This is a genomic window from Haemophilus sp. C1 (genome assembly GCF_001276515.1).
Lineage (GTDB): Bacteria > Pseudomonadota > Gammaproteobacteria > Enterobacterales > Pasteurellaceae > Haemophilus.
Window position 1 is genome coordinate 24,773 of sequence record NZ_LDVZ01000009.1, and the last position, 14,109, is coordinate 38,881.

Below are 14,109 nucleotides of genomic sequence, written 5' to 3' on the forward strand. Positions count from 1 at the left end.
CTTTTAATTGACGAAAGTTAAAACGCGGTGATTTTACTGGATTTTTGTCAATTTTTGAATACATTTATCAGCTTGAAAACAGATAAAAAATGACCGCACTTCAGTCACCCAAAGTGCGGTTAATATTTTTAGTATTTTTAGTTAAGCTTTAGGACCCGCTGCAATTAAAGCTTTGCCTTCTTCGTTAGTTGCATATTTAACAAAGTTTTTCACAAAACGACCTGCTAAGTCTTCAGCTTTTGATTGCCATTGTGCTTTATCTGCGTAAGTATCGCGAGGATCTAAGATTGCAGAATCTACACCAGGTAATGCTTTAGGAATTGCTAAGTTGAAGATTGGCAATTCGCCCATTTCAGCTTTTTCAATTGAGCCATCTAAGATTGCATCAATGATTCCACGAGTATCTTTGATTGAGATACGTTTGCCTGTACCATTCCAACCAGTATTCACTAAGTAAGCTTCAGCACCTGCTGCTTGCATACGTTTTACTAACACTTCTGCATATTGAGTTGGGTGAAGGGTTAAGAACGCTGCACCGAAACAGGCTGAGAAAGTTGGAGTTGGTTCAGTAATACCACGTTCAGTACCTGCTAATTTTGCAGTGAAACCTGATAAGAAGTAGTATTTAGTTTGTTCTGGTGTCAATTTAGATACTGGTGGCAATACGCCAAATGCATCTGCTGTTAAGAAAATCACTTTAGTTGCGTGACCAGCACGAGAAACTGGTTTTACAATGTTATCGATGTGATAAATTGGGTAAGACACGCGAGTATTTTCTGTTTTTGAGCCATCATCGAAATCAACAGAACCATCTGCACGAACAACTACGTTTTCTAATAATGCATCGCGACGGATAGCGCGGTAAATATCCGGTTCATTTTCTTCTGAAAGGTGAATGGTTTTCGCATAGCAACCACCTTCAAAGTTAAAGATACCAACATCATCCCAACCGTGCTCATCGTCACCGATTAATTCACGTTTTGGATCGGTTGAAAGGGTTGTTTTACCTGTACCAGATAAGCCGAAGAAGATTGCTACATCTCCATCTTTACCAACGTTAGCTGAGCAGTGCATTGCGCCTACTCCTTTAAGTGGTAGGAAGTAGTTCATCATTGAGAACATACCTTTTTTCATTTCACCACCGTACCAAGTACCACCGATTAATTGAATGCGCTCAGTTAAGTTGAATGCAACAAAGTTTTCTGAATTTAAACCCTGTTCTTTCCAGTTTGGATTAGTTACTTTAGAACCGTTCATTACAACGAAATCAGGTTCAAAATTTTTGAGTTGTTCTTCAGTTGGGCGAATAAACATATTTTTTACAAAATGTGCTTGCCATGCAACTTCAGTTACAATACGTACTGCAATACGGTCGTGTTCGCTAGCGCCACAGAAACCATCAACCACAAATAAGCGTTTACGAGAAAGCTGGTTAGTCACCAAGTCTTTTAAGCTTTGCCATGTAGCTTGGTTCATTGGTTTGTTGTCATTTTTCGCTGCTTCAGATGTCCACCAAACAGTATCTTTGGTTTTTTCATCTAACACGATATATTTATCTTTTGGTGAACGGCCAGTGAAGATACCTGTATCCACAGCTACTGCACCGGTCGTAGTTAAAGTACCTTTTTCAAAGCCTTCTAAACCCGGATTGGTTTCTTCTTCAAACAATTGCTCGTAGCTTGGATTGTAGACAACTTCTTTTACGTCATAAATGCCTAGCGCTTCAAGTTCTTTTACTACTTTGTTTAAGTCTGTCATAAGTCACCTCTAATATTTAAGATTAAAATTTAACTGTCACCTATTCTAAAGAATGTCAATGTAAAAAAATGTTAACTAGATCTCATTTTTGAAAAATTATAGCTCTCCATTACCTATTTTTAGGTGTATTAATGATGTAGATCAAAAATCCCGACATGGCGTCGGGATTGTTTTTAAGGTTTTGTTGATTTTAATTTTTCAATCGCTTCTTTATTAAAGAAGTAGTGTGTGCCACAACACTCACATTGCATATCAATACTGCCTTTATGTTCGGCTAGTATTTCATCAATTTCTTCATCGGAGATGAGCAGTAATGCAGAACCAGAACGCTCTGCAGAGCAGCCACAGAAAAATTGTACATCTTGTGCTGGATAAAGATTGACGGTTTCTTCATGATATAAACGATAGAGTAACTCTTCTGCTGGGAGGCCAAATAATTCTTCGTCTTTTACTGTTGCTGCGAGCGTAGTTAAATGCTCAAAATCTTCTGGTGTACCAGAACCATCAGGCATAATTTGTAATAACATACCTGCTGCAGTTGGCTTGCCTTCATATTCTCCAGTACGAATAATTAATTGAGTTTGAAGCTGTTCTGAGCGTACAAAATAATCTTCTAAGCATTCTGTGATTGTCGGTTTATCTAAGCTAATTACACCTTGGTAGCGTTCACCTTCTTTGGGTGCAATAGTAATGACCAATACGCCTTTGCCAATCATATTGTGCAGACTCATATTTTCAGTGATGTTCCCATCCACTCGAGCAAGGGCACGGATTTGTTGTTGATCATTGCCATTTACTAATGCTAAGCGTAATGGACCATCGCCTTGAATTTGTACGGTGATATTACCGTCAAATTTTAGTGTGGCAGTGAGCAAATTAGTCGCCACCATCATTTCACCCAATAAATCCTGTACTGCTTTCGGATACCGATGGGTATTTAATGTATCAGTGAATGTTTTATTTAAGCGAACCCATTCCCCACGAACCGCACGATTTTGGAAAAGATAACGGTAAAGCTTGTCATTGTCTTGAGTATAGTCTCGTTGATTGGTCATTGATCATTCCTAATTGAAATAAAAAGTGCGGTAGTTTTTCCCGCACTTTTTGTTTTTATCATCTTATTTAAGTGTTGCTACTCATAATTGGGGCTATTCACTGGATTGCAAGGGAGTCTTGTGAAATCCAATTGTGATATGCGCCTTAAAATATGATTAAGCAAATCTTGTTTTGGCTTCTGCAATAGCTTCGGCAACACGCAATGGCGATACACCACCTTTTGCACAACGTTTGTCTAAGCAAGATTGGAGCGAAAGAATCTCGTAAACATCATCTCCCACTACTTCACTAAATTGGCGAAATTCAGGGATAGTAAGATCTTCTAATCCTTTGCCTTTCTCGATGGCATAAACAACCGTTTCACCCACGATATGATGGGAATCTCGGAAAGGTACTCCCTTAGAAACCAAATAATCCGCTAATTCAGTTGCGTTTGAATAACCTTTTAACGCGGCTTCACGAGTACGTTCAACATTTACTTTCAATTCATCTAATACGAACGTTGCCATGTCCACACAGTTTTGCCAAGTATCTAAGGTATCAAAAATGCCCTCTTTGTCTTCTTGCATATCTTTATTATACGCAAGTGGCAAGCCTTTTAAGGTAATTAACATGCCTGTTAATGAGCCGATCACTCTGCCGGCTTTGCCTCGAATTAACTCACATGCGTCAGGATTTTTCTTTTGTGGCATTAATGATGAGCCAGACGTCACGCGGTCGGATAGTTCTACGAAATTTGCCTCTCCGCTGTTAAAGATAATCATATCTTCAGCAAAGCGAGAAAGATGCGCCATACTGAGGGAGGCGATGGAAAGCAATTCTACGATATGATCGCGGTCAGAGACGCTATCTAAGCTATTTCTAGTCGCGAAAGCAAAACCAAGATCGTGCGCAAGTGAATCACGATCTACGGCATAAGCCGTACCAGCCAGCGCACCACTACCAAGTGGACAGGTATTCATTCGATTATACGCATCTGTTAAACGTGAATAGTCTCGGTCGAACATTTCTACATATGCCATACACCAATGCGCAAAAGTGATTGGTTGAGCTCGTTGTAAATGGGTATAGCCAGGCATTACTGCTTGTTGTGTGTTTTCTGCGGTTTGAACTAAGTGGCGTTGCAAATTACGTACTGATTCTTGTAATTCAACCACACGTTGTTTGCACCATAGTTTTATATCTACTGCCACTTGATCGTTACGACTACGGCCAGTATGTAATTTTTTACCAAGATTGCCTACTTTATCAATTAGCTTACTTTCAACCCAACTATGAATATCTTCTGCATCATCTTGTAAAATTGCTTGCGGATTTGACCGCACTTCAATAAGTAATTCATTTAGTGCTTGTTCAAGTTGATGCTGTTCTTCGATAGTTAATACATTCACTTTCACCAAGGCTTTGGACCAACCAATTGAGCCTTGAATATCCTGTTCTGCCAAACGGTAATCAAACCGTAATGAATCATTAAAATCTTTAAAACGTTTATCTGCGGCTTGTGTAAAACGCCCACCCCAAAGTGCCATAATTTTTCCTTTTTATTCTAATTAATTATTCTACCGTTATGTATAGTAGCAATATACTATTGAATAATAAAACAAAATGGACAAAACCTCTCATTTTGTCCATTTTATCTATATTGGTGCTATTTATAGCGTTTTTGCCAAATTTTTGATAAAGGATTTAAATTCTTTACCTAATTTTTCGTGACGAATACCATATTCTACGAAAGCTTCCATATAGCCAATTTTATCGCCACAGTCGAATGTTTCACCTGTCATATGAAATGCTTCAACGGTTTCTTTTTCAATGAGCATATCAATAGCATCGGTTAATTGGATTTCATCGCCAACACCAATTGGCGTCTTTTCCAACAAGTCCCAAATTGCTGCTGAGAAAACGTAACGACCAACTACAGCAAGGTTTGATGGCGCATCTTCAATAGAGGGTTTTTCAACAATGCTATTAATTTTTGCACTTTCACCGCCATTAAGATTCTCACCACCACAATCTGCAACACCATAGCTACTCACATTTTCTTGTGAAACAGGCGTTACCATAATTTGGCTTGTACCAGTTTCATTAAAGCGTCGAATCATTGCAGAAAGATTTTCTTTTTTCTGGTCTGCACTGAAATCGGCTAACAATACGTCAGGTAGTACAACTGCAAATGGCTCATTGCCCACAAGTGGGCGACCGCATAATACAGCGTGTCCTAATCCTTTTGCGTTGCCTTGGCGAACATGCATAATAGTTACATCTTTTGGACAGATAGAACGTACTTCTTCTAGAAGCTGACGTTTAACGCGTTTTTCTAGCATTGTTTCTAGTTCAAAAGAGGTATCAAAATGGTTTTCGATAGCATTTTTTGATGAATGCGTGACAAGCACAATTTCTTTTATGCCTGCGGCAACACATTCATTTACCACGTATTGAATCAATGGTTTATCAACCAAAGTAAGCATTTCCTTCGGAATTGCCTTCGTGGCAGGCAACATACGTGTACCAAGACCGGCTACAGGAATAATTGCTTTCATAATATAAAATCCATTATTTACGATTATGATGAACTGTCTAATTGTTCATCTTGCATCTGTTTAATTCGTTGGTAAATTTCTTCTCGGTGAACGGATACTTCTTTAGGCGCTTCTACACCGAGTTTAACTTGGTTTCCACGTACACTCAAAATCGTGATAGAAATATCATTTCCAATAAGTACACTTTCGCCAACTTTACGAGTCAAGATTAACATCTTTTATCTCCTTAGTTTGCATTTATTAGATATCCCTATCAATCAAGGAAGGGTTGGCATCCCACCAACCGGCTTGTACTACAGATTTTCGTTTAACCAGTCCTGCGCCACCTTAACTGCTTGTGCCACATTTTCTGGTTGGGAGCCTCCTGCCATTGCCATATCCGGACGACCACCGCCTTTACCCCCGACCTGTTGAGCCATTAAATTAACGAGCTCTCCAGCTTTTACTTTGGTAGTTAAATCGTTTGTTACACCAACGACAAGGTTGACTTTTTCATCTAAGATCGATGCGAATGCGATTACGCCTGAGCCGAGTTGATTTTTTAAATCGTCGACCATCACACGTAATGATTTTGTTTCTATGCCGTCTAATTGTTGTGCGATAACAGAAACACCGTTGATTTTGACCGCACTTTTTACAAAATCAGAACCAGCCTGCATTGCGGCTTTTTCTTTTAGACCTTGTAATTCTTTTTCCACTTTCTTCGCTTTGTCTTGAAGTTGTTGGATTTTTTCCACTAAGGTATTTACGTCTGATTTTAATAAGTCCGCGCTTTGGGTCAGAATACGTTGTTGATTATGTAACCACTCAATCGCATTTTCACCTGTTACTGCCTCAATACGGCGAACACCTGCTGCTACAGCGCTTTCAGTGATAATTTTAAATAGGCCGATATCCCCAGTACGTTTTGCGTGAATACCACCACAAAGCTCAATTGAAAAATCGCCCATGGTTAATACGCGAACGTTTTCACCATATTTCTCGCCAAAGAGTGCCATTGCCCCTTTTGCTTTCGCTGAATCAATGTCCATAATATCCGTTTGCACAGGGAAGTTAGCGCGGATTTTTTGGTTTACTAATGTTTCAATTTGAGTTAATTGTTCTTTTGTAATTGCTTCTGGCTGTGCAAAGTCAAAACGCAAGGCTTTATCTGAAACAAGTGAGCCTTTTTGCACAACATGTTGACCTAAAACTTGACGTAAGGCCGCGTGCAATAAGTGTGTTGCTGAGTGATTGAGCGATGTGTTATGGCGACGTTCTGCATCCACAATAGCATTCACTGATTGCCCAACTTTCAAACTTCCTTGCGTTAATTCTCCAATGTGTCCAAATACTTGCCCATATTTTTGGGTATCTTTCACATTAAAGGTAACACCTTGTGCGCTTAAATATCCGCTGTCACCAATTTGACCACCTGATTCTGCATAAAACGGCGTATTTTCCAAAATAACGACCGCACTTTGACCCGCTTCGATACTTTCCACTGATTTACCATCATAGAAAAGTGCGGTGATTTTTGCTTGAGATTCGACTTCAGTATAGCCTTCAAACTTGGTTTCGCCATCTACACGAATAATACTGTTGTAGTCGACACCAAACTGACTCGCTGCTTGAGCACGAGTACGTTGTGCTTCCATTTCACGGTCAAACGCTTGTTCATCAATGGTGATATTGCGCTCACGACATACATCAGCGGTTAAATCCAATGGGAAACCATAGGTGTCATAAAGTTTGAATGCAACTTCACCTGAAAGAACACCATCTTTCACTTGAGCAAGGGCTTCATCTAATAAGCTCAAGCCGCGCTCTAGAGTGCGAGCAAATTGTTCTTCTTCTAAACGTAATAGTTTTTCAACATTTACTTGTTTTGCTTTTACGTCTTTGCCAGCTTCAGCCATTACTTCAATTAGAGTTGGAACGAGTTTATAGAAAAAGGCCTCTTTGGCACCTAATAAGTGACCGTGACGAACTGCACGGCGAATAATACGACGTAAGACATAACCACGGCCTTCGTTTGATGGAATAACGCCATCTGCGATTAAATATGCACAAGAACGAATATGGTCAGCAATAACACGTAATGATTTGTTAGTTAAATCTGTTGCGCCTACAATTTCCGCTGTTTTTGCGATTAATGTTTTGAAAATATCAATCTCGTAGTTTGAGTTAACATGTTGTAATACAGCAGAAATACGCTCTAAGCCCATACCTGTGTCAACTGATGGATGTGGTAATTTTTCCATTGTGCCATCGGCTAAACGGTTGAATTGCATGAACACAACGTTCCAGATTTCGATATAACGGTCGCCATCTTCTTCTGGTGAGCCTGGAGGTCCCCCCCAAATATGATCACCGTGATCGTAGAAAATTTCAGTACAAGGACCGCAAGGACCGGTATCGCCCATTGCCCAGAAGTTGTCTGATGCGTAAGGTGCGCCTTTATTGTCACCAATGCGAATAATGCGTTCAGCAGGAACGCCGACTTCTTTATTCCAGATATTATAGGCTTCTTCATCGGTTTCATACACGGTTACCCATAGTTTTTCTTTAGGTAAACCAAGCCATTGTGGGGATGTTAAATATTCCCAAGCAAAATTAATCGCATCGTGTTTAAAGTAATCACCAAAACTGAAGTTACCGAGCATTTCAAAGAAAGTATGATGACGCGCGGTATAACCAACATTTTCTAGGTCGTTATGTTTACCACCAGCACGTACGCAACGTTGCGCGGTGGTCGCTCTAGAATAAGGCCGTTTATCCATTCCAAGGAATACATCCTTAAATTGGTTCATCCCAGCATTCGTGAAAAGCAAAGTCGGATCATTTTCCGGCACAAGTGAGCTACTCTCAACTACTTGGTGGCCTTTGCTATGGAAAAAATCAAGGAATGATTGTCTTATTTCTGCTGTTGTTTTCATTAAAAAGAATCCTTGTTACCCATAATAAAAATAAAAACTAAACCGTACTATTTTTGCATATTTTTGAAATTTATAAAAAGGCTTTTTGCCAAAACCCCAAAATAAAACCGCACTTCACGACGCTATTTGAGAAGTGCGGTTAAAATTTAAGTTATTTCAGATTATTCAAAAAACAATTTCTTGTTAATTATTCATCTCTAAGCGGAACAACCAACATATCAATTTTAATCGTATTCATCACTTGACGTGTTGAAGACATTAACTTACTCCAAAAATCTTGGTGATGTCCCGTCACTAATAAATCTACATCATATTGTTCGATAGCATCACTTAGAACTTGCCCTAAATCACCACTGCCACTCAATTTTTCTGAAATTGGATAATCCGCACTTTCAGCTAAATCTAATAAGGCTTTTTGTGTTTCCGTGGAAATTCTGTCCTGCATTGAAGACATATTCACATCAATCAATCCAGTATAAAGATCCGAGAAGTTCACATCAACATGGATGATAGAAAGTTTTGCTTCGTGGCGTTTTGCAACTCCAACCGCTTTTTTAAGTAAAACTGGACTCTCTTCAGAAAGATCTACTGCCACTAAAACGTGTTTGTACATAATCGACTCCTTAACTGATTGGTTTGGCTTTTAACTGGTTCTAATGCTAACATTTTGAGCAATAAAAAACTGTGTACTAGATCACAATTTAAACATTTTTATTAAAAATTCATTAAATTTTCAATGTCTGCAATTTCTTTGGGAGCCGCTGCGGTTAGGATTTTATTACCATATTCAGTCATGAGTAAATTATCCTCAATGCGCACGCCAATGCCTTTGTATTGCTCTGGCACATCAGCATCTTCTGAAATATAAATACCAGGTTCAACGGTAATCACCATGCCGATTTCGAGTATCCGCTGTTTATCCTGACCATAGCTACCCACGTCATGCACATCTAAACCCAGCCGGTGCCCTAATCCATGCATATAAAATTGGCGATAAGCTTGTTGTTCAATCAGCGTATCGACATCACCTTTCAAGATGCCTAAATCCACTAATCCTTGGGTTTTAATACGAATAACTTCATCATTGGCTTGCTTAATGGAATTGCCCGGTACAAGCAACTCAATCGCACGTTTTTGCGCTTTTAATACTAACTCGTAAATTTCACGTTGAGGCGGGCTAAATTTTCCATTTACAGGAAAGGTTCGGGTAATATCGCCCGCATACATAGCAAATTCGCAGCCGGCGTCAATTAGCACTAAATCCCCATCATTTAGTGGGCGATCATTTTCTGTGTAGTGCAAAATACAGGCGTTACTTCCCCCTGCAACAATGGAATTGTAAGAAGGAAATCTTGCGCAATGGCGATTAAATTCATGCAAAATATCGCTTTCAATTTCATATTCAAAGCGATTTGGGCGTGTCGTTTGCATTGCTTTAATATGCCCAAGTGCCGTAATTTGTCCCGCTTGTTGCATTAATCGGATTTCATTAGGCGATTTTATAAGGCGCATTTCGCTAAGCATTGGTCGCCAATCTAAAATCTCGCTAAAACTCATCGCACTTTCTGTCACTAATTTATCGCCCCAAGTATGAATTTCTGGCACATAGTAAAGTGCAGTCAAATTTTTCAGTATTTTTGGCAGTACGGTATCAAATTCTTCAATAGAATAGGCTTCATTTACATTAAGTTGTTGTGGTGCAAGCTCAACACCTAATCGGCGACCATTCCAAGTTTCAAGTAACGGATCACGTGGACGGAGAAAAATAATGGCTTTTTCAGTTTGTTCTGTTTTTAGTAATAGCAGCGCAGCATTCGGTTCATTAAAGCCTGTTAAATACCAAAAATAGCTATCTTGACGGAAAGGATAGGTACAATCATTATTACGGCGTTTTTCGATTTCAGAAAAAAGTAATAATGCCGAATTAGGTTGCATTTGAGTGAATACTCGTGTGCGGCGTTCCCCAAATTCTTCTTTAGGCAATTCAGCCATATAAGCCAATTCCATTCGAGATCTCCTTAATGTAATACAGGTTTGCTTTCTATTTCTCCTTCGTTGAAATGAGAATAGAACAACATTGCAATGGTGCGAACATATTCAATAATTTCTTCTAGCGCTTCCGCAAGCTCTTCTTCATTGTCATCTTCATCATAGCCAAGCTGACAAATATCTTGTAGATCATCTACCGCTTCGCCAATTTCGCCTTTTTCTTTTGCTAATTCAGGTTGCACTAAGCCGAGACCAAGTAAGAATTGGTTTGCCCAGTCAGATAAGCTATCCGCTTGTGCAAAGACATTTTCATCTTCGGTTAAACCAAGTTCAAAGGTAAATCCTTCAACATCTGATAAGGTTTGACTAATTTGTTCATAAAGTTCTGTAACTGGTTGAACTAATCCTGTTGGATAAGCGTGATTATCATTGCTGAATTGATATAAGAGCGGTAGCCAACTTTGATCTTTTAAGCCACCACAAAGTAAACCGCTTAAAAAACCGTGTAGTTCTGTTGCATTAAAGCCGATTCCAGCAGATTTAAGTTGTTGGTTAAGGTCAGAATGAGAAATGAGCATAATAGATGTCCTGAGTAAATTTGAAATTAGTGTAAACCTTTGTAAATAAAAAAGCGATCGCTTTTCCTTGTGGAAAAACGACCGCACTTTTTACCTGATGATGAGCGAATTACATCATTCCGCCCATTCCACCCATACCGCCCATTCCAGCAGCACCTAAATCGGCTTTATCATCTTTTGGAAGATCAGTTACCATACATTCAGTGGTAATCATTAAGCCTGCTACAGATGCCGCAAATTGCAATGCAGAACGAGTTACTTTAGTTGGATCTAAGATACCCATTTCGATCATATCGCCGTATTGTTCTGTACCTGCGTTATAACCAAAGTTTCCTTCGCCATTTTTAACCGCACTTGCCACAACTGATGCTTCTTCACCCGCGTTAGTGACGATTTGACGTAAAGGTGCTTCCATTGCACGTAATGCAAGTTTGATACCCACATTTTGTTCTTCGTTGTCACCTTTTAGGCTTGCTGCAACTTTCGCTGCTGCGCGAACTAATGCAACGCCACCACCCGCAACGATACCTTCTTCAACCGCAGCACGAGTTGCATGTAATGCGTCATCTACACGGTCTTTTTTCTCTTTCATTTCAACTTCAGTTGCTGCGCCTACTTTGATTACAGCCACACCGCCAGCTAATTTAGCCACGCGTTCTTGAAGTTTTTCTTTATCGTAATCAGAAGTTGATTCTTCAATTTGTTGACGAATTTGAGCCACACGACCTTTGATTTGAGATTCATCACCGATACCATCAATAATGGTTGTGTTATCTTTATTGATAACAATACGTTTTGCTTGACCAAGATCTTCAAGTGTCGCTTTTTCTAATTCCATACCGATTTCTTCCGAAATCACGGTACCCGCAGTTAAGATCGCAATATCTTGTAACATCGCTTTACGACGATCACCAAAACCAGGCGCTTTCACGGCTGCAACTTTCACGATACCGCGCATAGTGTTCACCACTAAGGTTGCAAGCGCTTCACCTTCCACATCTTCAGCGATGATTAATAACGGTTTACCTGCTTTCGCAACACCTTCTAACACTGGAAGTAATTCACGGATATTAGAGATTTTTTTATCAACAAGAAGAAGATATGGATTATCTAATTCAACCGTTGCAGTTTCTGGTTTGTTGATGAAATATGGAGAAAGGTAACCACGGTCGAATTGCATACCTTCAACCACATCTAATTCATCTTCAAGACCTGTACCATCTTCAACAGTAATTACCCCTTCTTTACCCACTTTTTCCATTGCTTGTGAGATTAATTGACCCACAATGCTGTCAGAGTTTGCAGAAATGGTACCTACTTGTTCAATTTCTTTTGCTGTTTCACAAGGTTTAGATAAATTTTTAAGCTCAGAAACAACCGCACTTACTGCTTTATCAATACCACGTTTTAAATCCATTGGATTCATGCCTGCCGCTACGGCTTTTAAGCCTTCATTTACGATGGCTTGCGCAAGTACAGTTGCAGTGGTTGTACCGTCGCCTGCAGCGTCATTTGCTTTAGATGCTACTTCTTTCACCATTTGTGCACCCATGTTTTCGAATTTATCTTCTAATTCGATTTCACGAGCAACAGATACACCGTCTTTAGTGATAGTTGGTGCGCCAAATGATTTATCTAAAATTACATTACGACCTTTAGGGCCAAGGGTTACTTTTACTGCATCGGCTAATACATTCACGCCTTTAAGCATTTTTACGCGTGCGTCATTACCAAATTTTACGTCTTTTGCTGCCATTTTCTTTTTTCCTTAATTTAAATTATTCCACAATCGCCAAAATATCGTTTTCAGAAATGATTAACACTTCTTCACCATCGATTTTTTCACTTTTCACGCCATAACCATCATTGAAAATGACCGTATCGCCAACTTTTACATCTAAAGGTTGAACGGTGCCATTTTCTAAAATACGACCTTTCCCCACAGCTAATACTTTCGCGCGGGTTGATTTAGTCGCTGCTGAACCGGTTAATACGATACCGCCAGCTGAACGGGTTTCGACTTCTTCACGTTTAATAATTACACGATCGTGTAAAGGACGAATATTCATGATTAATTTCCTTCTTAAGAATTTGTAAGTGCGGTTTTTATATAAGGAACATTTTTTCGCTTTCAAGGGCTATTCATAAAAAAATTCTGACAAAATGTTTGGGGCTAATCTACTTCAGCCCCTAAAAGAATATAACGTATTATTTACAGAGTAAGGGTCTGAATATATAATCGGAGGATTAGGTTGGCTTTAACTCTAATTGGTACAATCATGATACGACATACGACATACGACATACGACATACGACATACGACATACGACATACGACAATATCTAAACTCATCCTCACAGCAGCAGCCACAGGAATCGGCATATCCGCCGTGCCATACGCTCAGGCTGACGGCAATGGGCCAACGACGGTCAGAAAGCTGACTATAGAAAAATCGGGAAATGATGATGAAAATGAGCATAAATTTTTTTACGAAGAGACATCTTCGGGTGAATTTGAAGAGCACAATCCCGTCATCGGCTATGACGGCGGTGATACCCTGATTACCAACATTGCAAATGGTGAGATTGGTCCGGGTTCGACTGATGCAGTTACCGGAGGTCAACTGTATTCCTACGTACCTGAAAAGATTGAGAAAAAGCTTGAGGAATTTATTCAAGGTTTACCTGATAGAGTTGAGTCTGGATCAGACGTTAAAATTGAATATTCAAATAACCAACTAACTCTAACCCTTTCCGAAAATGGGAAAAAGAAAATCAACAATATGTCCTCCTCTGAACGGATTTCCTCTATAGAGCAAAAAGTCGACAAGTTGGATAAATCAATGAACGGCGGTATCGCCAAAGCAGGAGCGATCGCACTCCTTCCTCAACCGACTTATGTGGGACACTCGATGGTATCCGCTTCTACGGCACACTACAACGGCGAACAGGCTCTTGCAATCGGTTACTCCAGACTCTCAGATAACGGCAAAGTAATCCTGAAGGCAGGTACTTCGTTTAATTTCTCCGGCAACAATACCAAAAAACCGTTATTTGGAGCGGCTGTCGGCTATCAATGGTGATCTTCCGCCATTAATACGGCTGTGTTTTATTGATTCCGGCGGTTTGTAACGGAAAATTGATTATTTTTTATTTAGATAGAAATCTATTCTTTTGAATAAAAGCTATCTCTTAACTGATAATACGTTGCATCAATACCTATTGGAACACAGCCTATAGTAAAAATGCCGCACTTGCAGACAGGTGCGG

General features: G+C 39.6%; 12 protein-coding genes. 1 reads left to right on the plus strand and 11 read right to left on the minus strand.

Features of this window, described 5'->3' with window-relative positions:
• Window positions 1–141 precede the first annotated feature (141 nt).
• From pckA to ABW51_RS05075, 11 genes are all read right to left on the minus strand, one after another.
• Window positions 142–1,758: a phosphoenolpyruvate carboxykinase (ATP) gene (pckA, locus tag ABW51_RS05025; protein WP_046939458.1), complete on the minus strand. Its 1,617-nt coding sequence runs from the start codon at window positions 1,756–1,758 to the stop codon at window positions 142–144.
• Window positions 1,759–1,931: 173 nt separating this feature from the next.
• On the minus strand, window positions 1,932–2,813 hold the full coding sequence (hslO, locus tag ABW51_RS05030) for an Hsp33 family molecular chaperone HslO (protein ID WP_053465815.1): 882 nt from the start codon (window positions 2,811–2,813) through the stop codon (window positions 1,932–1,934).
• Window positions 2,814–2,969: 156 nt separating this feature from the next.
• Window positions 2,970–4,343 (minus strand): argininosuccinate lyase, encoded by a 1,374-nt coding sequence (gene argH, locus ABW51_RS05035; protein ID WP_053465816.1) that lies wholly within the window; start codon window positions 4,341–4,343, stop codon window positions 2,970–2,972.
• Window positions 4,344–4,466: 123 nt separating this feature from the next.
• Entirely contained in the window at window positions 4,467–5,354 is an 888-nt protein-coding gene (gene galU / locus ABW51_RS05040) for a UTP--glucose-1-phosphate uridylyltransferase GalU (protein ID WP_053465817.1), read from the minus strand.
• Window positions 5,355–5,377: 23 nt separating this feature from the next.
• Window positions 5,378–5,569, minus strand: a complete 192-nt coding sequence (csrA, locus tag ABW51_RS05045; RefSeq protein WP_053465818.1) for a carbon storage regulator CsrA — start codon at window positions 5,567–5,569, stop codon at window positions 5,378–5,380.
• 78 nt (window positions 5,570–5,647) lie between these two features.
• The gene (gene alaS / locus ABW51_RS05050) at window positions 5,648–8,272 is read right to left on the minus strand and encodes an alanine--tRNA ligase (protein ID WP_053465819.1); all 2,625 of its coding nucleotides are present in this window, start codon (window positions 8,270–8,272) and stop codon (window positions 5,648–5,650) included.
• Window positions 8,273–8,459: 187 nt separating this feature from the next.
• Complete coding sequence (gene uspA / locus ABW51_RS05055; RefSeq protein WP_005629483.1) at window positions 8,460–8,885, minus strand: universal stress protein UspA; 426 nt, start codon at window positions 8,883–8,885, stop codon at window positions 8,460–8,462.
• Between the two features lie 101 nt (window positions 8,886–8,986).
• Window positions 8,987–10,279: a Xaa-Pro aminopeptidase gene (gene pepP, locus ABW51_RS05060; RefSeq protein WP_053465820.1), complete on the minus strand. Its 1,293-nt coding sequence runs from the start codon at window positions 10,277–10,279 to the stop codon at window positions 8,987–8,989.
• An 11-nt stretch (window positions 10,280–10,290) separates the two neighbouring features.
• Complete coding sequence (locus ABW51_RS05065; protein ID WP_053465821.1) at window positions 10,291–10,839, minus strand: YecA/YgfB family protein; 549 nt, start codon at window positions 10,837–10,839, stop codon at window positions 10,291–10,293.
• Window positions 10,840–10,948: 109 nt separating this feature from the next.
• Window positions 10,949–12,595, minus strand: coding sequence for a chaperonin GroEL (gene groL / locus ABW51_RS05070; protein ID WP_053465822.1), 1,647 nt, complete (start codon window positions 12,593–12,595; stop codon window positions 10,949–10,951).
• 22 nt (window positions 12,596–12,617) lie between these two features.
• Window positions 12,618–12,908, minus strand: a complete 291-nt coding sequence (locus tag ABW51_RS05075) for a co-chaperone GroES (RefSeq protein WP_005629492.1) — start codon at window positions 12,906–12,908, stop codon at window positions 12,618–12,620.
• Between the two features lie 183 nt (window positions 12,909–13,091).
• On the opposite strand from ABW51_RS05075, the gene ABW51_RS05080 reads away from it, so the two are divergent.
• Complete coding sequence (locus tag ABW51_RS05080; RefSeq protein ID WP_197271844.1) at window positions 13,092–13,922, plus strand: YadA C-terminal domain-containing protein; 831 nt, start codon at window positions 13,092–13,094, stop codon at window positions 13,920–13,922.
• Window positions 13,923–14,109 lie beyond the last annotated feature (187 nt).

Coding starts and splice junctions, on each gene's coding strand:
- csrA (WP_053465818.1), bottom strand. CDS start 5,569: ATGTTAATCTTGACTCGTAAAGTTGGCGAAAGTGTACTTATTGGAAAT.
- pckA (WP_046939458.1), bottom strand. CDS start 1,758: ATGACAGACTTAAACAAAGTAGTAAAAGAACTTGAAGCGCTAGGCATT.
- alaS (WP_053465819.1), bottom strand. CDS start 8,272: ATGAAAACAACAGCAGAAATAAGACAATCATTCCTTGATTTTTTCCAT.
- uspA (WP_005629483.1), bottom strand. CDS start 8,885: ATGTACAAACACGTTTTAGTGGCAGTAGATCTTTCTGAAGAGAGTCCA.
- galU (WP_053465817.1), bottom strand. CDS start 5,354: ATGAAAGCAATTATTCCTGTAGCCGGTCTTGGTACACGTATGTTGCCT.
- argH (WP_053465816.1), bottom strand. CDS start 4,343: ATGGCACTTTGGGGTGGGCGTTTTACACAAGCCGCAGATAAACGTTTT.
- groL (WP_053465822.1), bottom strand. CDS start 12,595: ATGGCAGCAAAAGACGTAAAATTTGGTAATGACGCACGCGTAAAAATG.
- hslO (WP_053465815.1), bottom strand. CDS start 2,813: ATGACCAATCAACGAGACTATACTCAAGACAATGACAAGCTTTACCGT.
- ABW51_RS05065 (WP_053465821.1), bottom strand. CDS start 10,839: ATGCTCATTTCTCATTCTGACCTTAACCAACAACTTAAATCTGCTGGA.
- pepP (WP_053465820.1), bottom strand. CDS start 10,279: ATGGAATTGGCTTATATGGCTGAATTGCCTAAAGAAGAATTTGGGGAA.
- ABW51_RS05075 (WP_005629492.1), bottom strand. CDS start 12,908: ATGAATATTCGTCCTTTACACGATCGTGTAATTATTAAACGTGAAGAA.